The 21,910-nt window shown below is 61.7% G+C and carries 17 protein-coding genes; 12 read left to right on the plus strand and 5 right to left on the minus strand.

Annotated features, from left to right (window positions below):
• Positions 1-60: 60 nt before the first annotated feature.
• Entirely contained in the window at positions 61-2,244 is a 2,184-nt protein-coding gene (locus tag ACYVNQ_RS20400; RefSeq protein ID WP_460904382.1) for an alpha/beta hydrolase domain-containing protein, read from the minus strand.
• A gap of 569 nt (positions 2,245-2,813) precedes the next feature.
• Between ACYVNQ_RS20400 and ACYVNQ_RS20405 the strand changes: the two genes are divergently transcribed.
• The 3 genes from ACYVNQ_RS20405 to ACYVNQ_RS20415 all read left to right on the plus strand — a co-directional run bounded on the left by ACYVNQ_RS20405 (position 2,814) and on the right by ACYVNQ_RS20415 (position 6,160).
• Positions 2,814-4,346, plus strand: a complete 1,533-nt coding sequence (locus ACYVNQ_RS20405) for a type VI lipase adapter Tla3 domain-containing protein (RefSeq protein WP_460904383.1) — start codon at positions 2,814-2,816, stop codon at positions 4,344-4,346.
• 132 nt (positions 4,347-4,478) lie between these two features.
• Positions 4,479-4,742, plus strand: a complete 264-nt coding sequence (locus ACYVNQ_RS20410) for a PAAR domain-containing protein (protein ID WP_460904384.1) — start codon at positions 4,479-4,481, stop codon at positions 4,740-4,742.
• 239 nt (positions 4,743-4,981) lie between these two features.
• A complete protein-coding gene (locus ACYVNQ_RS20415) occupies positions 4,982-6,160 on the plus strand; it encodes a porin (protein ID WP_460904385.1) in 1,179 nt (392 codons plus the stop codon).
• A gap of 160 nt (positions 6,161-6,320) precedes the next feature.
• Here the strand turns inward: ACYVNQ_RS20415 and ACYVNQ_RS20420 are convergent, their stop codons facing one another.
• A complete protein-coding gene (locus ACYVNQ_RS20420) occupies positions 6,321-7,469 on the minus strand; it encodes a porin (RefSeq protein ID WP_460904386.1) in 1,149 nt (382 codons plus the stop codon).
• A 175-nt stretch (positions 7,470-7,644) separates the two neighbouring features.
• The gene (locus tag ACYVNQ_RS20425) at positions 7,645-8,595 is read right to left on the minus strand and encodes a LysR family transcriptional regulator (RefSeq protein WP_460904387.1); all 951 of its coding nucleotides are present in this window, start codon (positions 8,593-8,595) and stop codon (positions 7,645-7,647) included.
• A gap of 110 nt (positions 8,596-8,705) precedes the next feature.
• Between ACYVNQ_RS20425 and ACYVNQ_RS20430 the strand changes: the two genes are divergently transcribed.
• The 7 genes from ACYVNQ_RS20430 to ACYVNQ_RS20460 all read left to right on the plus strand — a co-directional run bounded on the left by ACYVNQ_RS20430 (position 8,706) and on the right by ACYVNQ_RS20460 (position 17,770).
• A complete protein-coding gene (locus tag ACYVNQ_RS20430) occupies positions 8,706-10,217 on the plus strand; it encodes a CoA-acylating methylmalonate-semialdehyde dehydrogenase (protein WP_460904388.1) in 1,512 nt (503 codons plus the stop codon).
• Positions 10,218-10,559: 342 nt separating this feature from the next.
• Positions 10,560-11,489 (plus strand): LysR substrate-binding domain-containing protein, encoded by a 930-nt coding sequence (locus ACYVNQ_RS20435; protein ID WP_460904389.1) that lies wholly within the window; start codon positions 10,560-10,562, stop codon positions 11,487-11,489.
• A gap of 122 nt (positions 11,490-11,611) precedes the next feature.
• Complete coding sequence (locus ACYVNQ_RS20440) at positions 11,612-12,550, plus strand: LysR family transcriptional regulator (RefSeq protein WP_460904391.1); 939 nt, start codon at positions 11,612-11,614, stop codon at positions 12,548-12,550.
• 12 nt (positions 12,551-12,562) lie between these two features.
• Entirely contained in the window at positions 12,563-13,663 is a 1,101-nt protein-coding gene (locus ACYVNQ_RS20445) for an NAD(P)H-dependent flavin oxidoreductase (RefSeq protein WP_460904392.1), read from the plus strand.
• A 381-nt stretch (positions 13,664-14,044) separates the two neighbouring features.
• Positions 14,045-14,932: a LysR substrate-binding domain-containing protein gene (locus ACYVNQ_RS20450; RefSeq protein WP_460904393.1), complete on the plus strand. Its 888-nt coding sequence runs from the start codon at positions 14,045-14,047 to the stop codon at positions 14,930-14,932.
• A 287-nt stretch (positions 14,933-15,219) separates the two neighbouring features.
• Positions 15,220-16,521: an MFS transporter gene (locus ACYVNQ_RS20455; RefSeq protein ID WP_460904394.1), complete on the plus strand. Its 1,302-nt coding sequence runs from the start codon at positions 15,220-15,222 to the stop codon at positions 16,519-16,521.
• 250 nt (positions 16,522-16,771) lie between these two features.
• Positions 16,772-17,770, plus strand: a complete 999-nt coding sequence (locus ACYVNQ_RS20460) for a LysR family transcriptional regulator (RefSeq protein WP_460904395.1) — start codon at positions 16,772-16,774, stop codon at positions 17,768-17,770.
• A gap of 112 nt (positions 17,771-17,882) precedes the next feature.
• Here the strand turns inward: ACYVNQ_RS20460 and ACYVNQ_RS20465 are convergent, their stop codons facing one another.
• Positions 17,883-18,122, minus strand: a complete 240-nt coding sequence (locus ACYVNQ_RS20465; protein ID WP_460904396.1) for a tautomerase family protein — start codon at positions 18,120-18,122, stop codon at positions 17,883-17,885.
• A 69-nt stretch (positions 18,123-18,191) separates the two neighbouring features.
• A complete protein-coding gene (locus tag ACYVNQ_RS20470; RefSeq protein ID WP_460904397.1) occupies positions 18,192-18,902 on the minus strand; it encodes an SDR family NAD(P)-dependent oxidoreductase in 711 nt (236 codons plus the stop codon).
• Positions 18,903-19,266: 364 nt separating this feature from the next.
• Between ACYVNQ_RS20470 and ACYVNQ_RS20475 the strand changes: the two genes are divergently transcribed.
• A complete protein-coding gene (locus tag ACYVNQ_RS20475) occupies positions 19,267-20,226 on the plus strand; it encodes a LysR family transcriptional regulator (protein WP_460904398.1) in 960 nt (319 codons plus the stop codon).
• Positions 20,227-20,931: 705 nt separating this feature from the next.
• Positions 20,932-21,834 (plus strand): alpha/beta fold hydrolase, encoded by a 903-nt coding sequence (locus ACYVNQ_RS20480; RefSeq protein WP_460904399.1) that lies wholly within the window; start codon positions 20,932-20,934, stop codon positions 21,832-21,834.
• Positions 21,835-21,910 lie beyond the last annotated feature (76 nt).

The following is a 21,910-nucleotide window of genomic DNA, read 5'->3' on the forward strand; positions in this document are numbered from 1 at the left end:
GCATGCGGGCTGCATCTGTGTGGCGCCACGCGTCGACCGCGTGGCGCGCGCGAGTATGCGTTAGAACGTGTACGAGCCATACACCGGATTGCTGATCACCGTAACCGGCGCCTGGGCATTCGTAATGTACGCCTGCACATCGGCGGGCAACAACAGCCGTTGCGCTTCGAGTGCCTCGGCCGCTGTCGTGACCGCCGCGACGTAACCGGCATGCGTACCGTAGCGTTCGACCAGCGACGGACGCGGATCGCCGATCGCATTGCGCGCAGTGGCCGTCGGTGCAAACGGAATCAGCGAGCCGGTCGATTCACAGCCGTCATTGCCGCCGAAGGCTGCGCTACGCAGGTTCCATCCGGTGGTCGTCGCGACGGGTGCCGCGACGGGCGGCAGACGGATGCCGGCCACTTCGTTGCCGTCCGAATCCACGCTTGAGACGAACGACGGATAGACCTGGCCGGTGGCTTGCGGCGGATTGATGCTGACGATGCCCGCCGAAAACTGCGGCCCGAAATTGAAGCGGTTGCGCACGGTCACGAGCCCCGTGTACAGCACGCCGGGGATCGTCGGCCAGTTGAGCGTGCTCTGCGCAATCGTGCCGATGCCAAGCGGCGAGAACGCCCCCGTGCTGGTGAGCACGGCGGTGTTGTTGCTGCGGCTCGGCACCGCGCTGGCGGGCGGCGCAGTACCGTCGACCCACTGATCGAGATCCTCGAACAACGCGCGTAGCGCCGGATTCGGATCGGTGGAGTTGCCGAATTGCTGGCAGATGCCGAGCGAGTTGGCCGCTGCACCGCTGGCATGTTGCAAGCCCGACAGCAGATAGTTGCGCACGTTCACAGGGTCGGGGATGTCGTTGCCTTGCAGGTCGGTGTGCAGCAGGGAGCCCGCTTTGACCCAGTACTCGTTTGCCGAATCGATGTTCATGATCAGCGGGCAGGTATTGGTTGCAGTGCATTTCATGTCGCGTCCATCTGTCTTGCCGGTGAACGGATCGGTGAGCGTCGAGTACGAGAACGGGAAGTTCGCCTCGGCATAGAGATGGTCCTGCCGGTTGCGCTCGGTCGGTTGGGTATGCGCGAAACGTACGTTCATGTCGACGCCATCGCCGGCCCCTACCCAGTTGAACACAGCGTCGAACGCCTTGTTGCCGGCGAGGTCCTGATTGAAGCCTAGCCAGATGAAGTCGTTCATCGTGCGGGCGGGCTGGGACAGACTCCAGCTGACGACGCGCGAAGGCGAGTCGCCCGCCAGAGGGTTGGGCGTGCCGAGCGTATCCGGTTGCCCGGCGCGCAGGAACGACGCGAAGTCGCGAATCGACGCGAAGCCGAGGCCCCCTACGTACGGGTCTTTGGCGGTGTACTGGAATTCGTAGATCGCACTCTGCTGGAAAGGTGTGCCGGCCGGCAGCAGCGCGATGGTATTGGGCGCCGTGAAGGTCCATCCGGATGAAGCGACCGGTTGCGGCGTGTCGGTCAGATGCTGCCTGACGGTGAGCGTCGCCTGGCTGGTGTCCGTGCTGTTCGCGTTATACGGCAGCGTCATCGAGGTCGTCGTCGCGTTGTCGGTTTCGAGGTATTCGTAATCGGGACCGGTGATCGATGAGCCGTCGGCATTTTTCGCGATCGGCAGACTGATACGCAACAGGTTGTCGGCCGAATCGAGCTGCACGGGCTGACCAGTGGGCGCCACGCCCGGGTCCCAGCCGGTCCACACCAGCGTATAGCCCTGGTTCATCAGGAATGCGTTGCCGGCGTCCGCGGCGGTAGTGGGATTGTTGCCGCCGGAAGATTCGTTGAAGGCGCCGAACATTTTGCTGCCACGGTTTTCAATCTCGTAGAAGACCTTGTGATTGCCTTTGCTGAGATCGACGGGTCGCAGGATGTAGAAGTCCATCGAGTATTCGACCATGCCGTTTGAATCGCGCGGCGCGAGATTGATGTCGACGATGCCGGAGTTGTGAGGGTCGGCGGGATTGAGACGGCCGAATGCAATGCCGCGTATTTTCTCGTAGGGGCCGACGGCGCCGAATGATTTGCCTTCGAATGTGGGGTTTTGACTTGGGCCGTTTGGATCGCTGCTTGAATTGATTACGACCTTGTAAATTCCCTGGGTTGCGGCGACTGGGGTTGGGTTTGAGCCCGGGGATCCATTGTCGTGGTTGTTGCCGCATCCGAATAACGCCATCACGCCTACGACGGCCAGCAACGGGCCGCGCGCACGCGCGGCCAGTGAAGTCGCACTCATGCTTTGTCTCCAGTGTTGTTTTGATCTGTCTTTTGCCGGTTCAACTTTGGATTGGGGGCATCCGTGGTTGAACGTGGCTGCGATGATTAGAGTCGCGGCTTTATTCTAGGCGGTATGCATGAGACTTAAGGGGATTTTCTTTAGCAGATAGTGATGTTTTTTAATCGTGAAAGCGCGTTGAAATAAGCTGAATTGGATCTGTGATGGGTTGCTGCCTGGTGTGATGTGGCTAAAGCTTACGGCTATCGAAATGAAGTGAGTGTGGAAATATTTTCCATTAGATATGAGATAGGGGAATTAAATTCCTAAATTGCGATTTTCATTACATGAATTTGACAGTGGCATTGCAGTCTGCTACTTTTAGGTCGCTTTCATCCGACGATTAAAAAATTAGAACGAGTTGCCCGCTTTCTTAAAAACATGTTGAGCGTTTTCGTGCATGGATTTTCTGAATTCCAGCACGTGTTCACTGGCGCGCTGCCGTTACGGGATGGCCGCCATGACGGCTGCTAGGCTTAAGTTCTTGGCTCTTATTAAGACAGGCGGAGTGCTAGCCTAGAGGCTCTCATATGGGTAGTGCGATTCGTAATGGCTCGCTGATCATTGCCAGCGTGCTGGCCGCGGTATTCGCGGGCCACTGGATATGGCGGGCGTCACAGGATCAAGGTGGCTCGATCACCGTTCCCGCGGCGGTTGCTGCCGAAGCGCCAGTCGTAACCAGTTTCAATCCGGAGAAAGCCCGCGTGCTTTCCGCGACCGGACGACAATACGCGTTGGAAATTCGCGCGGTTGGGCTTGCGGTGACAGGCCGGCATCAGGACACGGTATGGAAGCAGATCGAGGCCAAAGGCGATAACTATTCGACGATTCTCTCGGATGATCCGAAGCGATATGGAGGGACTCCGGATGAAAGGAAGATTTTTTCACAAATTGCGACGGGCGCAGCCTTCCGGTACGCCGCAGGCGAAGCGGTTGACCACTGGCCTGTGCCGGTAATCATTCTCGGGCCGCCAAAGGGCAAAGACAGCCCATACCGGGCTGCCTTCGAACTCGCCGACGCGCAACAGAATGCCGGGCTCGGCTTCACTGAATTCCTGTGGCTGGATGATCAGAATACCGATAGCGCGGCGCCGGCAATATCGGAGCTTTTTGACTTCTTCGACAAACATCCCGATGTTCCGGCTGCATTGATTGTGACGCAGGACGGGATGCAATACCGATGGGGACTGAATACTCCGGGTATGCCCAAAGATCCGCCGGGTGCATTCATCCCGCCGGTACCTGACAGCATGGGTGGACTGCTGGTGGCCCGCACAGATCGCGTGGACAGGTTCGTGCGTCCATTTGCCGTGCCGGTGCCGGGCGATATTGACAAAACCAAAACCCAATACGACGTCGTCAAGCTGTGGAACTTCTATTGGCAGAAAACCGATCAGTTTCAGGACGAAACAGTTAAGGCGGCCGGCGCACTCCATGGGATCACCACGATCAAAACCGACTGGTGGATAACGAAACTGCCTGAACTCTGGAAGCAGGTCAGCAACAAGGGGCCGGGGAATTTCAAGCCGAGTCCGTTTCTGCCTGTGCGTTGGGCAAACTGGCAGGTCGAGGAATTCGACGAAGCCCCATTACTTGGTTATCTGCATCGTCCGGTGGACATCAAACTGACGGGTGGCGATGGCAAACAGCTCAAACAAACGGAGCAGGCCAAGGCGCTCCAGGCTGGCTGGAAGGAAGCCATGGACACGTTGCCCACTGGCGCGAAGCCAGCCCGAGTGTTTTACGACACGACGTTAAACCGCGAATGGGCGATCCCGCTTACGCAGGCGTTGCACGGTAACGCCGAAGGTATTGATATCGGTGGGGTCAAGGAGGGCTACGACATTGGCCGCCGGATAGGCAACACGGGCGTCAGTTCGGCACTGGTGCAGATCTGTCTCGCGACGATCGCGAACTATGAGGAGGGCGGCGCCAGCGCGACGGTCAACCTGATGGACAACGGTACAGCCAGCATCGTGATGGTGAGCCCGCCTGATGAAGCAAGTAAGGCGAACAACGTTACGCACCGAGGTGCAAACCCTTTCCGGTATCGCTCGCCGTGATGATGGCGTGATGGGATCGATGCGCCGTGTAGACGCCTACCAAAGCTCATGCCGCGTTATTTGAAGGTGTATGTCCATGCCCAACCTCCGCGCGAGCCACGGGTCTGGTGATTTCCTTTCGGGAGAATGTTGGTGAGAGGCGTTATTCGAGTGGGCGACGCAACCAGTCATGGTGGTCGCGTGATAACCGGCAGGGATCAGTCCACGGTGTTGGGCCGGGCAGTTGCTTGTGTCGGCGACAAATGCACCTGTTCGCAATCCGGCCACAAGGATTGCGTGATTATCGAAGGCGATGAGAATGTCCAGATCGATGGACGTGCGGTTGCTTTCGACGGCCACAAGACCTCTTGTGGCGCCACGCTGATCTCCAGCGTACCGGCTTCTGGACGTGTGTAACCGTCCGGGATGGGACAGGGGCGGGTGTCTATTGGGTCATTGTTCGGCAATTTTCCGAACGCCGTGCGCGCTTCTGACGCGTGGTGCGTCGCCTCGCGAAGCCCGCTCCACCGCGGCGGGCCGGTCTTGTCTGCAGTCTTCGTGCAGTTGGTTTTATCATGCAGTACTCCCAAAGCCGTGCGAAAGTGCGGTGCGCTATCGAAGGTTCATTGTCTGTTTTCCGAAATGGAGCGACCACAATGAAGCGAGCTTCCCTGGCGTTGGTATCGACGGCCACGCTTGCCGGCGTGATCCCTGCCGCGCACGCGCAGTCCAGCGTCACGCTGTACGGCACGATCGATACTTCGATTACCTATGTGAATCATGCCTCCGGCAACGGCGACAACCACCTGTGGTCGGTCGGCAATACCAGCGCGGGCGATCTGTCCGGCACGCGCTGGGGTATCAAGGGCACCGAGGATCTCGGCGGCGGCCTCAAGGCGCTGTTCCAGTTGGAGAACGGCTTCGATCCGGCCAACGGGCGCCTGAATCAGGGCGGCCGGCTGTTCGGGCGCCAGGCCTTTGTCGGGCTGACCGAGGACAAGCTCGGCACCGTCACGATCGGCCGCCAGTACGATCCGCTGATCGACCTCGTGCAGGTGATCACCGCGGACAACTACTTCGGCAGCTCGTTTGCGACGCCCGGCGACGTCGATAACTACGACAACAGCTTTCGCGTCAGCAATGCGGTCAAATACACGTCGCCGGTGTGGCAGGGCTTGCAGCTCGAAGCGATGTATTCGCTCGGCGGCATTGCGGGCAGTACCGGCTCCGGCCAGTCGTATTCCGCGGCGCTGGCGTATGCGCGCGGGCCCGTGAGTGTCGCGGCAGGCTACTTCCATGCGAACAACAGCCCGGCTTCCGCGGGGCTGCGCGATCCGGCAGCCGGCTGGAACAGCACTGCGGACGGCACCTTCAACGGCCCGATCAATCTTGGCTACCAGACCGCGCATTCGCTCGGCATCGCGCGCGTTGCGGCGCAGTACGCGGCGGGGCTGTTTACCTTCGGCCTCGGCTACAGCAACTCGCAATATCGCCGCGACGGCGCGTCTTCGTTCGGCTCGAACCAGCATTACAACACTGGGCAAGGCTTCGCGAACTATCAGCTGACCACCGCGCTGCTGCTCGGCGCCGGCTACACGTACATGAAGGCAGGCGGCGATACGTCGGCGACTTATCATCAGGCGTCGGTGGGCGCGGACTATAGTCTGTCGAAACGCACCGATGTTTATCTCACCGCGGCGTGGCAGCACGCGAGCGGCCAGACCGGCGACGGGCTGGGCGGCGCGCAGCCGGCGCAGGCGTCGATCGGCTCGTATGGGTATGCGGGCACCAGCAATCAGGAAATCGTCGTACTGGGCTTCCGGCACAAGTTCTGAACGCGTGCTCGCCATCGGCGCTTGTCGGCCTTACTTGTCAGCGTCACTTGTCAGCCTCAATTGTCAACGGCACATCAAAAAAGACCCGCCAGCAAGCCGGCGGGTCAATGCGCTCGGAGAAAGCGCGATGAAATCGTGCTAGCCGCGCGGCACGCGCTCATCAGAACCGTGCACGCATGCCGACCGTCGCGACCACCTGGTTAGCGCTCGACGAAGCGCCGCCCGAACCGTTGACGAACGCCACGTAACCGTGCCCGATTGCATGCTGATACATGCCTTCGGCGTACAGATCAGTGCGTTTGGACAGCGAATACACGGCCTGCAGGTTCACCTGATTCCATTTCGGATCGGAGCCGAAGGTCGAGGTCTTGGTCACGTGCGCATCGGTGTATGTATAGGACGCACCTAGCGTCAATGCATGCGTCAGCGTGTATTTGCCATTCAGTTCGTAGTTGTCGAAACGCGCGGTGCCGTTGTTCGAGCCGAACGACGCGGTACCCTGGAACTGGCTGTGCGAGTACGTGAAGCCGACTAGCGCGGGGCCGATCGCATAGTTGACTGCCGCGCCCACGGTGCGCTGCACGTCCGTGCCGAGCAGGAAGCCGCCGGTACCGTTCGATTGCGATTCGGCTGGATCGAGCGCGCCCGACGTATTGCTGGTCGAGTTCGAGCCATTGACCTGCAGATACGCAACCGCGACATTCAGCGGACCATTGCCATAGGCCACGCCAGCGCTGTATGCGCGATTCAATGCGAAATCCTGGTTGTTCGAGAATGCGTACAAGCCGCCGAATCTGAGGCCGGCATAGTTGGCGCTCGAGTATTTGATCGAGTTGTTAAAGCGCACCGAGTGTTCGTAGTTGTCGTTGTCGAACACGTGCGTGAAGCCGGTGTCGCCGAACGGGACCCCCACGCCGGTTAGCGGCGCGACGAAATCGGTCAGGAAATCGTATTGCCGGCCTAGCGTGACGCTACCGTACTGATCGGTGCTGAGCCCCACATACGCTTGCCGCCCGAATAGCCGGTTGTCCTGGCCGAGCTTGCCGTTTTGTATGTTGAAGCCGTTTTCGAGCACGAACTGCGCTTTCAGTCCGCCGCCGAGATCTTCGGTACCGCGCAGACCGAAGCGCGAGCCGTTGATTTCGCCGCTGGTTCCCTGAACCAGCGAGCCGTGCTCGGTGCCTCTGGCCACATTGTTGGTGTACATCAGGCCGGCGTCGAGCAGCCCATACAACGTGACCGAACTCTGCGCGTGGGCAGCCGACACAGCGAAGACCGGCAGCAGTGCCGCGAAGATGCGCTTGTTCATACGCCACCTCTACCTGTGTTGAGATCGCCGGGGCGATGTCGTGGAGTATCGGCAACATTCACGACGCATCAAAGGACAGGGCGGTAAAGATACTTTTCGTGTCTATTCACAAGTGCTGGGCCGTGCTTTTCGAGCCCGGCCTTTTATTTCGCGGCGCTTACGGTGCTTACGACGCTTACAGCCGTTCGAGCGGAAAACCGTCCGCGAAGGTCTCGCGCAGATAATCGATGAACAGCGCAACCGCGCGCGGCACGTGCGGCGTATAAGGACGCACCACGTACAACTGCTCGGCGAACGTGCCGGCCGGGCGCCAGTCGGGCAGCACCAGTTCCAGCTTGCCGGTGCGAACCGCGCCCTGCGCGGTGAAATCGGGCACCAGAGCAATGCCGAGATCGTCGAGTGCCGCATCGCGCAGCGCTTCGCTGTTGTTGGCCGCGAACGAGCCGCTCACCGACACGCTGACCGGCGCATCCTGCGTCTTGCGCACGCCGTTGCGCTCGAAGGTCCACAGTCCCGAACCGCTGGCGCGCGGATACGACAGGCAATCATGTGTGGCCAGATCGGCAGGCGTCGCGGGCCGGCCGCGCCGCTTCAGATAGGCACGGGTGGCGACCAGCACCGAATGCGTATCGCACAGCTTCCACGCAACATGCGTTTCCGGCACCTGCGCGCTATGCCGGATCGCGAGGTCGAAGCCTTCGGACGCAATCGAGCTGAGCCGGTCCGACACTTCCAGCTGCACTTTCACTTCGGGATGTGCGCGCAGAAAGCCCGGCATGCGCGGCACCAGTTGCTGGCGCACCAGCGCAACCGGCGCCGTCGCACGAATCAGGCCGCGCGCGACGCCGGCCAGCTCGCGTACCGTCGAAAAGCTCGCCGCGATCTGCTCGTATTGCGCGCGCGTGCTGTCGACGAGGCGCTGCCCGGCCTCGGTGAAACGCACGCTGCGCGTGGTGCGCTGCACCAGCGCGACGCCGGCCGCACGCTCGAGTTCGGCGATGCGCTGGCTCATGGCGGCCTTGCTGACGTTCAGGCGCGCCGCCGCCGCCGTATATGACCCCTGTTCGGCCAGCACGGTGAGCCAGTGCAGGTGAGTCCACAAGCCTTCGATCTTTTGCGTATCCATCGCCCGATTGTTCACGTATGAAAACAATAAGTTCAATCTTAACGCCTTTGCAGCGGCGGCGATGCTTCATACACTTGCGTCACGGTGGTCAACATAGAGGGTGAGACAACATGCAAGCCTATAGCGATACAGCAGACGTTACGCATTTCATTCACGGCGAAGCGGTGCGCAGCAGCGGCACGCGCACGCAGCCGATCTACAACCCGGCCACGGGCGCGCAACCGCGCAAGTTGCAGCTGGGCGAGGTGGCGGACGTCGCGGCGGCCGTAGCGAGCGGCAAAGCCGCCTTCCCGAAATGGCGCGATACGCCGCCGATCCGCCGGGCGCGCGTGATGCTGCGCTTCCTCGAACTGATGAACAAGCATAGCAACGAGCTGGCCGCGATCATCACCGCGGAACACGGCAAGGTGTTTTCGGATGCGCAGGGCGAAGTGGCGCGCGGCATCGACGTGATCGAATTCTCGTGCGGCATTCCGCAACTGCTGAAGGGCGACTACACCGAGCAGGTGTCCACCAACATGGACAACTGGACCGTGCGCCAGCCGCTCGGCGTAGTGGCGGGCATTACGCCGTTCAACTTCCCGTGCATGGTGCCGTGCTGGATGTTCCCGGTCGCGATCGCGGCAGGCAACTCGTTCGTCCTGAAGCCGAGCGAGCGCGATCCGTCGGCGGCGCTGTTCATGGCCAAGCTGTTGAAGGAAGCGGGCTTGCCCGATGGCGTGTTCAACGTCGTGCAGGGTGACAAGGTGGTGGTCGATGCGCTGCTCGAACATCCGGACGTAAAGGCGGTCAGCTTCGTCGGCTCGACGCCGATTGCGAACTACATCTACGAAACCGGTGCGAAAAACGGCAAGCGCGTGCAGGCACTCGGCGGCGCGAAGAACCACATGGTCGTGATGCCGGACGCCGACCTCGAGCAGGCAGTCGACGGGTTGATCGGCGCAGCCTACGGTTCGGCCGGCGAGCGCTGCATGGCGATCTCGGTGGCGGTGCTGGTGGGCGACGTGGCCGACAAGATCATTCCGCTTCTGGCCGAGCGTGCCCGCAAGCTAGTGATCAAGAACGGCATGGAACCCGATGCGGAGATGGGCCCGATCGTGACGCGCCAGGCGCTCGAGCGCATCGAAGGCTACATCGCGACCGGTGTCGAGGAAGGTGCGAAGCTGGTGGTGGACGGCCGTGGCCACAAGGTGGCAGGGCATGAAGACGGTTTCTTCACGGGCGGCACGCTGTTCGACAACGTCACGCCGGAAATGCGCATCTACAAGGAAGAGATCTTCGGCCCGGTGCTCGCCTGCGTGCGCGTGAAGGACTTCAGCGAAGCGGTCGACCTGATCAATGCGCACGAGTTCGGCAACGGCGTCGCGTGCTACACGCGCGACGGCCACGTGGCGCGCGAGTTCGGCCGCCGCATCGAAGTGGGGATGGTCGGTATCAACGTGCCGATTCCGGTGCCGATGGCATGGCACGGCTTCGGCGGCTGGAAGCGCAGCCTGTTCGGCGATACGCATGCATATGGTGAAGAAGGCGTGCGTTTCTATACGAAGCAGAAGTCGATCATGCAGCGTTGGCCGGAAAGCATCGAGAAGGGTGCAGAGTTTGCGATGCCGACTGCGAAGTAACGACTGTTTGCGGGCTTGGCTTGAGTAACGAAACGCCGCGTGGCAACACGCGGCGTTTTTCGTTTGATGCACATGATCGCGCCACGTGCTGAGCACGCATTACACGATGTAAAAGCAGAAATACCCGCGACGCACTGCCGGCGCACATTGTTCAATGCGCGTACCGCATTCACGCCAAACCCCTGTTTTCCAACAGGAAGCCAGCGCCGCCCTGTCATCGTGCTGTCAACCTGTTCCCGCTACTCAAGAGTGTTTTGCCTGGCGCCGTGTTGACCCGCCGTGCCCGTAAAAAGATGATCGGCCATACACACATACTTGCAGGAGCACTGCACTCGGGGTGGTATGGATTTCTCGTCACTCGAAGTTTTCTGCGCGGTCGCAACGGAACAGAGCGTCATGCGTGCCTCTGTGCGGCTCGCGCGCGCGCAGTCGAATGTCACGAGCCGCATCAGACAGCTGGAAACGGAGCTGCACGTGCAGCTGTTCAGTCGCGTCGGCAAGCACATGACGTTGACGCAAAACGGCGAGCAGTTGTTCGACTACGCGTCGCGCATCCTGACGCTCGCGGCACAAGCGCGCGATGCACTGAGCCCGGCAAGCGCTGCAAGCCTCGCAGGCCGGCTCAGAATCGGCAGCATGGAAAGCACCGCGGCCACGCGCCTGCCCGCGCTGCTGTCGGGCTATCACGGCAAGTGGCCTGACGTCGCGCTTGAAATCACCATCGGCACATCGGCTTCGCTGGTCGACGAGGTGGCGCGGCACAAGCTCGATTGCGCGTTCGTTGCGATCACTGACGCGGGCGCTCATTCTTGCGCCGCTCCGGCGTTGGCCGCGAAAGGCCTGCAGGCTACGCCCGTGTGCACCGAAGAGCTGGTGCTGGTGTTGCCGCCGAACCATCCGCCGGTCACTACGCCAGCGGACCTGGAGGTCGCGACGCTCGCCGTGTTCCCGGCTGGCTGCACCTATCGCTGCGTACTCGAGCACTGGCTGGAAGGTGGGCCGATGCAGCAGGCGTGGCACGTGAGCGAACAGGCTTCGTATCACGGCATTCTTACGTGTGTCGCTGCCGGCTCGTGCTTCGCACTCTGTCCGCGCTCGATCCTGAACCTGCAGCGCGTGCCGATGGACGTGCGCACGCAGACCATCGCGTCGGCCGATACGTACCTCGTGTCGCGTACCGCCAACCAGAGCGCCGCGCTCGATGCGCTGCTAGGCGCACTGCGCGCCGGGCGGACTGCCGGGCCGCGTGCGCTCAGCGCGGCGGCTGCGTGACGAGCTGTGCGGTGGCGATCGGCTTGCAAGACGAAGCACGGTGCGAAGCGCGGCATGCGGCGCCGCGTTTCGCCGTGCCTCGCACGAAATCCCTCCAACAGAGCCACACCAAGAGCAACTACATGCAGCGACAATTCGACGACTTACTGCTCGGCAGCATCGAGCTCTTCTGCTTTGCCGCCGAACTCGGCAGCTTCACGCTGGCGGCGGCTGCAGCGAGCGTCACGCCGGCCGCGGTGAGCCGTTCGGTGGCCCGTCTCGAGAAACGCCTCGGCGTACGCCTGTTCGTGCGCACGACGCGGCAGATTCGCCTGACCGATCTGGGTCGCAAGTATTTTGAGCAGTGCCGTTCCGCGCTCGGCCAGCTGGTGGACGCGGAACGCGAAGTGACCGGCCAGCAGGCGACACCCGCCGGCATCTTGCGCATCAGCATGCCGACGCCGTATGGTCATCACCGGATGCTGCCGCTGATGGCGGAGTATCGCGAGCGTTTTCCGGAGGTAAAGGTTGAAGCGCATCTGAGCAACCGCAATATCGACTTCGCGGACGAAGGCTTCGATCTGGCGATTCGTGGCCGCGCGCCGCGCGATTCGGGGCTGATTGCGCGCACACTCGAACACGCGGAACTGGTGGTGGTGGCGTCGCCTGCTTATCTACGCAGAGCCGGCGCGCCGGCCACACCCGACGATCTCGAGGAACGCGAGTGTATCCAGTTCGAGTTGCCGAGCAACGGCCGCAACATACCGTGGCTGTTCAAAAGAGACGGCGCAGAAATCGACGTGGTGACGCGCGGCGGCTATGGTTCGTCGGGTGACGTACTGGCCGGCGTGACACTTGCGCGCAATGGCGCAGGTGTATTCCAGACTTATCGTTTCACGGTGGAGGAGGATCTTGCGAGCGGCAGGCTGGTCGAACTGCTGCCGCAATTCGGCGGCTGCTCGCGCCCGTTTATCCTGCTGTATCCGCATGGCCGGCACCTGTCTTCGCGGGTACGGACCTTCGTCGATTTCATTGTGGAAAAGTTGCACCCCCAGCTCAGGCCGGGTCTCCAACTGCTTTGAAGAGGACATGATATGACTAGTCGTTCCGCAAACCAGCCGCTGCTGAAGCTGCTGGGTATCAGCAAACCGATCATCCAGGCGCCGATGGCGGGCGTCAGCACGCCGGCGCTGGCCGCTGCCGTGTCGAATGCAGGCGGGCTGGGTTCGCTCGGCGTTGGCGCGATGAAGGCGGAAGCCGCGCGCAAGGCGATCCGCGACACGCGCGCGCTGACCGGGGCGCCGTTCAACATCAATGTGTTTTGCCATGCGCCGGCGCAAGCCGATGCAGCGGTCGAGCAAACGTGGCTCGACTGGCTGCGGCCACAGTTCGCAAAGTTCAATGCCACGCCGCCCGACAAGATCACTGAGATTTACACGAGCTTTGTCGAAGACAAGGCGATGCTCGACGTATTTCTCGAAGAGAAGCCGGCGGTCGTCAGTTTCCACTTTGGCTTGCCGCCGCAATCGGTCATCGGCGCGCTGCGCGCAGCCGGTATCCGGTTGCTTGCATCTGCAACCAGTTTGCAGGAAGCGCAAACCGTGGCCGATGCTGGGGTCGATGCAATCGTCGCGCAAGGTATCGAAGCGGGCGGGCATCGCGGCATGTTCGATACCGCGGCCTTCGACGAAGGCATCGGCACGTTCGCGCTGACGCGTCTGCTGGCGCGCAAGTTCGACCTGCCGGTGATCGCGTCGGGCGGCATCATGGACGGCGCGGGCATTGCCGCGGCGTTGGCGCTGGGTGCGCAGGCAGCGCAACTGGGCACGGCGTTCGTGCCGTGCCTGGAGACCGCAATCGACGACGGCTACCGGCGCGCGATTCTCGGCGACCCGGCGTATCACACGACGTTGACCGCGGCGATTTCAGGGCGGCCGGCGCGCAGCATGGTGAACCGTTTCACGATGCTCGGCCGGCAAGCGGACGCGCCGCCGACCCCGCTTTATCCGATTACCTACGATGCCGGCAAGGCGCTGCATGCGGCGGCGAAGGCGCAGGGCGAATTCGGCTATGGCGCGCAATGGGCGGGGCAGGCGGCGGCGCTTGCACGCGAGTTGCCGGCGGCGGAGCTGATGGCGCGCCTCGAGCAGGAACTGGCCGAAGCGAGCCGCGGGCTGCAAGCGTTCGCGTCGTGATCGGGCGGGCACGGTCGTGTCGATCGACGATTCGCGAGTGCAATACCAGCGCGACAGACCATTCCATCACGCGAGGTCGTTGCACGATGAGTGCACTCACCACCATTCAACGCATCGGCAGGTTCGTGCACGATGCGCATGCTGTTACGTCATGGAAAAAGGCAAATACCGTTCATTTAAGAAAGAATGGGCGGCATCGTGCGATGGCGAAATTCGCTTTGGTGTAGCATTGAGCCCAGTCTCGCACGGGCGATTGTGTTCGTCGCTATGTGCGTAGGTTCCGCGTCATACCTGCTGGATTCCCGTGTTTTTGCGCAGTATCTGCTATCTGCGAGCCTTCTCGGGTGTGGCAGGCTCGACCCATCAGACAGGTGCGAAAATATGGACGTTGCCGACCTCAAGGTGTTCGAAGCGGTTGCCCGCCACGGCAGCATGAACCGTGCTGCGCTGGAGTTGCACACCGTGCAGTCGAACGTCACTGCGCGCATTCGTTCGCTCGAGCGCGAGGTCGGCGTGGCGCTGTTTCAGCGTCATGTGCGTGGCGTCAGCATGACGCCGGCCGGGCAGCGCATGCTGCCGTACGCCGCGCGCATCGCGAAGCTGGTCGCCGACGCGCGCCTGGCGGCACAGGACGAGGGCCCGCCGAAGGGCGCGCTCACGCTCGGCACGCTGGAAACCACGGCCGCGCTGCGTTTGTCGCCGATTCTCAGTACTTTTGCGCGCCGCTATCCGAGCGTGCGGCTATCGTTGACCACCGGCACCAGCTGCAGTTTGACCACCGACGTGGCCGGCTGTCGGCTCGATGGCGCGTTCGTCGCGGGGCCGGTCGATCATCCGGATCTGCATGGCGAAACGATCTTCCATGAAGAACTGGTGCTGGTTACGCCGCGCTCCATCACATCGCTCGACACGCTCACGGATGTGCCCGATCTGAAGATCATCGTGTTCCGGCTCGGCTGTTCGTATCGGCAGCGGCTCGAGGCGTTGCTCGCCGAGATGGGTGCGCTCGCCACCACGCCGCTCGAGTTCGGTTCGATCGACGCGATCATCGCATGTGTGGCTGCGGGCATCGGCGTGACCTTGCTGCCGCGTGGCGTAGTGGCGAAAGCAGCGGAGCAGGGGCAGGTGACGCTGCATACGGTCGCACCGGAAGTGGCGCATGTCGAGACCTTGTTCATTCGCCGCCACGACAGCTATGTGTCGAGTGCAATGCAGGCCTTTATCGACGTGGCGCGTTCCGAATTCGGTGCGCTGACAATGGCAGCCTGAAGCGCCATCGATGTAGCTGGACGTTGCGCCATTCAATAACCGTGTGGCGCACGCCGGGCAAGCATCGCTCGCGCGGCCGATAAACGCATCGCGAAGAATTTCTGTTGTTACACCGCGTACCGGCGACGCTTGCTGTGGCGACAGCGCCTTGCAGCAAAGCTCGCGCGGGTTTCGCTACGCCTATCAACAGAGCTTTTCCTCACAGCGAATAGTCGGCGTGCGAATTTGCACGCGTTGCGCCCTATACTCGGCGGCAATGAGTTGCTTTAAGCATTCGCTCAATTGCCATGAAAAACCCTGCTGCCACCGTCACACCCAACGTCAATGCCAACGCGTCGTCCGGCGCTTCCCGCGAAGCGGAGAAGGACACGCCCACGTATGCCGCGCGCAACGCGCCATACTGGCGCCGCAATCTGATCATCTGCGTGTTCGGCTCGTTCACGACGCTGGTCAGCCTCAGCATGCTGCTGCCGTTTCTGCCGCTATATGTGCAGCAGCTCGGCGTCACGTCGACCTCGGCAATCGTGCAATGGTCCGGCGTCGCGTTCGGCGTGACCTTTCTCGGCACCGCGGTGACGGCGCCGCTGTGGGGCCAGCTGGCCGACCGCTATGGACGCAAGCCGATGCTGATTCGCGCGGCGATCGGCATGGCGGTGGTGATGTCGACCATCGGCCTTGCGCACAACGTGTATGAACTGGTTGCACTGCGCTTTGCTGCGGGTCTGATTGGCGGCTATGCGTCCGCATCGATTGTGATGATCGGCACGCAGGCGCCGCCCGAGCGCTCGGGCTGGGCGCTCGGCGTGCTGTCCACCGGCGTGCTGGCCGGCAACCTGGTCGGGCCGCTGATAGGTGGGCTGCTGCCGAACCTGATCGGCATTCGTGGCGCGTTTTTCGCGGGCGGCGCGATGATCGCGATTGCCGCGTTGTTGACCATTACGCTGGTGCGCGAGGATTTCACGAAGCCGGTCAAGCGCGCGCCTCAGCCGAAGCGAGACATGTCGGCTCCGCGCGTGCGCGCGTTCGCACCGCTTGCCGCGTTGCTGGTGACCGCGATGATGGTGTTGCTGTCGAACATGTCGATCGAGCCGATCATCACCGTGTATATCGCGCAGCTGCATGTGGCGCACGACCGGCTCGCGACGATCGCGGGCGTCGTGATGGCGTGCTCGGCGTTCGGCAGCATGCTGATGGCCGCGCGCCTCGGTGCGCTCGCAGACCGTATCGGCGGATGGAACGTGATCATCGGTTGCCTGATCGCGACGGCCGTTGTAATGATTCCGCAAGCATTCGTCACGCAGTGGTGGCAACTGGCCGTGCTGCGCGGGCTGATGGGCATGACGCTGGCGGGCCTGCTGCCGTCGATTGCGAAACTGGTGCGGCACGCGGTGCACGAAGGGCAATCCGGCAAGATGCTCGGCTATCTGCAATCGGCGCAATACGCGGGGCAGGTGGTCGGGCCGCTGATCGGCGGTGCGATCGGCGTGCACTTCGGCATGCGCTGGGTGTTCTTCGTAACCGGCGCGCTGCTGCTCGGTTGCGCGGTGCTCGACCGTTGGGCGAAAGCGCGCCAGCCAGGCGTGGCCTGAAGCGCGCTCGCAAAAGTCACACAAGCTGCCGCGTGCCTCGTCCTGCCGAACGCTTCCGATCCCACCTTACGCCCCCCTATCTATTACGCAGATACCCATATCTGCATAAAGCGCCTGTACGTCGCGACAGATTGCGTAAGCTACTACTACGCGTTCAGTCAACGCCCTCTCGCGCATCGTGAAGCAGCAGACCGTGCGGGCAAGTTGACCCAACCTTGTTCTCCAGGTTTTCTGTTGCCAGGCGAGGTACATGATGGACCAGCTCTACATGTTGAGAGCTTTCGTAGCGGCCGCGCGACATCGCAGTTTCAGCAAGGCGGCCGAGTCGCTTGGCGTGACGACCGGCTCGATTTCGAAGGCCATCGCGAAGCTCGAAGGCAATATCCAGACGCGCGTACTGCATCGCACGACGCGCTCGGTCACGCTGACCGAAGCCGCGCAAGGCTATTACCAGAGCTGTTGCCGGCTGCTCGAAGAGCTCGACGAAGCGAACCGCCGCATCTCGCTGGAGCGTGAAGTGGACAGCGGCAAGCTGCGCCTCGTCGTGCATCCGATGCTGGTCGGCGCGACCTTTGCACGCTTTCTGGCCAGTTATCACGCGGTCGCGCCGAACGTTAACCTGATGGTGTCGGTGCAGGACGGCGCGCTCAATTTCTACGACGGCCAGTGCGACATGGCGATTCTGCCTGCGCATCTGGTCGAGCAATCGGCGGTGATCCGGCGCACGCTGTCGCGCTGTGCGCGCGTGCTGGTTGCGGCGCCCGCCTATCTCGACAAGCACGGTATGCCGCAGCAGGCGGCGGATCTCGCGCGCCACTTTCTGCTGCTTGATCCGAAAGCGCGTCAGCAGGGTACGAGCTTCATCGAATTGCGTGAGGGCGGGCGCCGCGTCAGCGTGCTGCCGATGTCGTCGATGGACGGTAACGAAGTGCTATTGCGCGCCGCTGCGCTGACGGGCACCGGCATCGCGGCGCTACCCGATGCGATGGTCAGCGAAGATCTGGCCAACGGACAACTGGTGCGCGTGCTGCCCGAGTGCTCGACGGCCGATAGCGGTGTCGAGATCTGCCTGTTCTATTCACACCGCGAACTGCTGCCCGCGCGCTTGCGCACCTTCGTCAATTTCTGCACAGAGTTCTTCAGGTCAGGCCAGCCTGCGCGTGCGGTCAATGTGATGCACGCGGTCAATGCCGTCAGTACGCTCAATGCAGTCAATGCGCTCACGTCGACGCCGGTCTGCATCGATTGATGTGCTTGCGCGCACACAGCCAGCATGTGAATACGCTGGCGCGCAACGACAACGCCCGCCACCGGTCTGCACTGATGGCGGGCGACAATCCTGCATAACGAATGGCTTGCGCTCAACCCGGCTTCGCCGCTTTCAACTTGTTGCGATACTCGTTGACCGGCAAACCGCCCCAGCCCCAGTTTTCCGTTTCGACTTCCTGAATCACGACGAAGGTCGCTTCCAGCGGCTTGTTCAGCACGTCGCGCAGCAATTCGCTTGCACCCTTGATCAGGCGGGCCTTTTCTTCCGGCGTCACTGCGCTGGTGCCGGGCTGGTTTCCTTCGCGGGTTACCTGAATGGTCACAATAGGCATGGCGTTCTCCGTGATGGCGGGCCACGCGGGGCATCGCGATGGGCGCCCCGTGTTGCCTGCGAACCTGACTTAGTGGCCTGCGCTCTGGCCGCCGTCGACGTGCAGGATTTCGCCCGTCACGAACGGCGCCGAGTCGAGATACAGCACCGCATTGACGATGTCGCTCATTTCGCCCATGTGGCCGACCGGATGCAATGCGTCCAGCGCTGCATGGGTTTCCGGCGCGTGCATCGGCGATTTGATGATACCGGGCGCGACCGCATTCGCGCGAATGCCGGTTTTCGCGTATTCGATCGCGAGCGAGCGGGTCGCCGCGTTCAGACCACCCTTGGTCAGCGACGCGAGCACCGACGGCACGCCGGAAACAGCATGATCGACCAGCGTGGTCGAGATTTGCACGACGTGGCCGGTGCGGTTCTTTTCCATCTGCTCGATCGCAAGCTGCGTCACGTGGAAAAAGCCGTTGACGTTCACGTTGAGCACGGCGGCGTAGTCTTCCGCGGTGTATTGCGTGAACGGCTTCGCGATAAAGATGCCCGCATTGTTGACGAGCGTGTCGACCCGGCCGAAGCGTTCGATTGCCGCCGCCACCACGCGCTTGGCGACTTCACGATCGCCGATGTCGCCGGCCACCGTGACCAGATCCGGATCGTCGGACGGCTTGACCGAACGTGCGGTCGCGACGACGCGATAGCCGTGCTGACGGAATGCCTTGACGAGTTCTGCACCGATACCTTGCGATGCGCCCGTGACGATTGCGACTTTCTGCGTATTGCTCATGATGACCTCGAATTCTCGACGATTGAGTGGTTGATAGCGATCGGGGCAGCGCCACCGATTGGTGCTAAATCTAGGCCGCTCACGGCAGTTTGCGTACACCCGCGGTGGACAAACAGTATTGATCGGCGAGAACAAATGTCGCGCTCCGACGAGGCCGCGGCAGTGCAGGGAGCATGATTAACATCGCGTAACAACGCTTTTGCCGCACACCGCCAACTGCCGCTGGTGGCGCTGCCGGTATCGTGCGAAACAACGCGGCGGCGCGGCTCACAGGCTTTCGTCTGCACATTGCGTGGCGCATCGAAAGTTCATCTGATGCGCTGTACCGCCCCGCTCCGAGAAACGATGAAAAAAGGTCACGCGTATGGATACGTTGCGCAACATGAAGATCTTCGTCGAGGTAGCCGAGTCCGGCAGTTTCACCGCTGCGGCCAATCAGCTCGATGCCACCACTGGCTATGTGTCGCGCTCGATCTCCGAGCTCGAGGCGCATTTGCGCACCCGGCTGCTGAATCGCACGACTCGCCGCATCGCGTTGACCGAGGCCGGCGAGCGCTATCTGAACCGCTGTCACGCGATTCTTTCGTCTGTTTCGGAAGCCGAAGCAGAGGCCTCGGATGCACACGCGAAGCCGGTCGGCACGCTCAGGCTGCATGCGATGTCGAGCATCGGCCAGAACTATGTGGTGCCCGCGGTGGCGGCCTACCAGGAGCGCTACCCGGCGGTGACGGTGGATCTGACGCTGTCGCAGGGCGTGCCCGATCTGCTCGAGGAAGGTTACGACGTCGCGCTGCGCGCGACGCCCGATACGCTGCCCGACTCGAACTACATCTCGCATCGGCTCGGCACGGTACACAGCGTGCTGTGCGCAGCGCCGGCGTACCTCGAGGTGCATGGCACTCCCGAGACGGTCGGCGATCTTGCGCACCACATGTGTCTGCAGGTGGCGATGCCGATCTTTCCAGCCGAACGCTGGACGCTGGTCGGACCCGACGGCGAGAGCGAGGTAGAGCTACCGCATACGCGCTTCAAGGTGAATGTTCCGGATGCGCTGGCGATTGCGCTTCACGAAGGGATGGGGATCGGTGCGCTGCCGACGCTGACGGTGCGCGCGGCGTTTCGTAACGGCACGCTGGTGCGGCTGCTGCCCGAGCACCATCTGCAGCAATGTCTGAACATCTACGCGGTCTACGCATCGCGGCAGTATCTGGATGCGAAGATCAAGACGTGGATAGAGTTCCTGAAGGAATGGGTGGCTGACGCACTGCATGAAGACGAAGCCATGATCGCAAAAAGGCCGAAGCGCGACATTGTCGCGCGTTAGTCAATTCGGTAAAAATGGCATAGCTAATAAATAATCGATTCACAAAAATTAAAATGAGAATGTGAATATTTGTGAATTAATGATCGCTGATCTGGCGCGTAATATCGGACATATTGCTATGCGCCAGGAATATTCAAAAAGAATGTTCTCGACCAACTTCAAATGGTTTGTCGGGATAAGCCTTCATGCTCCGTTGTAGTGGCCTTGTATTGCCGGCTGGCGTTGGGTGCGGCGTAACATTGCCTGGATACGCATTGTCCTGATGCTTGCCAACAATCGCAACGGATATCGCAATCTTCTGCAAAGAAATATTCCTGAAAGAAATCATAAAATGCCCACTGGTTAAAAAATCCATTCAATAGCGGATGATTAGGTAAACCTATAAAAATGTATTGAAAAATGTTCTTGAATAAGACTAGACTGCGAGCGCACGAGGATTAAAGCGCGCACTTGCAAAAAGGTGGCGCGACGATCGCTGGAGACATCGTGCGTATTCAAGGCACCGGAAAAAGTTGGGCATTTCGCCGCAGAGCGGAATCCGAACGGCCGCCATCGAGGCGGTCTCCGGCGATGGATGGCCGTTACGGGGCGCATCTGCGGCAACGCAGGTGGGGGTCAGTCCGTGGTAGCGGCTTTGGTGACGCTCGTTCACGCGAGCGCCGAATCGAGTTTTGCTTACCCCCTTGCCGATGCAGGAGAAACACCGTGTCTGTCGATAAGCAGATAGTCGCGCTGCCAAACGGACTGAAGGTCTACACCGAGCGCCACATATTCGATCCCCGGTTCGAGACGGTCATTCTCGTGAACGGCGCGTTGGCGACCACCGCGTCGTTCGGCCAGACCATCCGCTACCTCAGCGAGCGCTACAACACACTGTGCTTCGACCTGCCGTACGCGGGCCAGTCGCGGCCACACAATCCGGTCGATTTCATCCTGTCGAAAGACGACGAAGTCGAGATCCTGCTGCATCTGCTGCGCGTGTTCGCGCCGCGGTTTCTGGTGTCGGTGTCGTGGGGCGGCGTCGCTTCGATGCTGGCGCTGTCGCGTGCGAGAACCAGCGTGCAGCGTGCGGTGATCGCATCGTTCTCGCCGTTCCTGAACGATGCGATGACCGACTATGTGACCCGTGCACGCGACCATATCGCCGCCGGCGAGAACCTGAAAGCCGCGCAGTTGCTGAACGACACGGTCGGCTGCTTCCTGCCGCGCATCATGAAGCTCTACAACTACCGGTACCTGACGCGTTTGCCGCGCGCCGAGCAGGACCAGGTTGCGTTCCACGTCGACCAGATTCTCGCGATCCGCTCGGAGCAGTACCTGAACGAATTCCGCGGCATCGGTTGTTCGCTCCGCTTCATCAACGGCGAGCTCGACGTGTACACGACCGCCGCCGACGTACGCAAGCTCGGCGACTACGTGCCGGGCGCCGAATTCATGACGATTCCGCAAGCCGGTCATTTCCTCGATCTCGAAGGACGCCAGCAGCAGGAACACGTGCGCAACGCGATTCTCGGTTTCTTCTGCGCGGCGGCGCGTTCGCCGGAAGCGGTGCAGGACGGCGAGAGCCTGTCGCCGCTGCTGGGCGGCGCGTTGTCTGCGTTGTCGTGACGCGCGCTGCCGCACACAGCATCGGAACCCGGGCGAAGCACCGCAACCGGCAAGAGACAAGAACAGGAAGCACGAG

It is taken from the genome of Paraburkholderia jirisanensis (assembly GCF_054782355.1).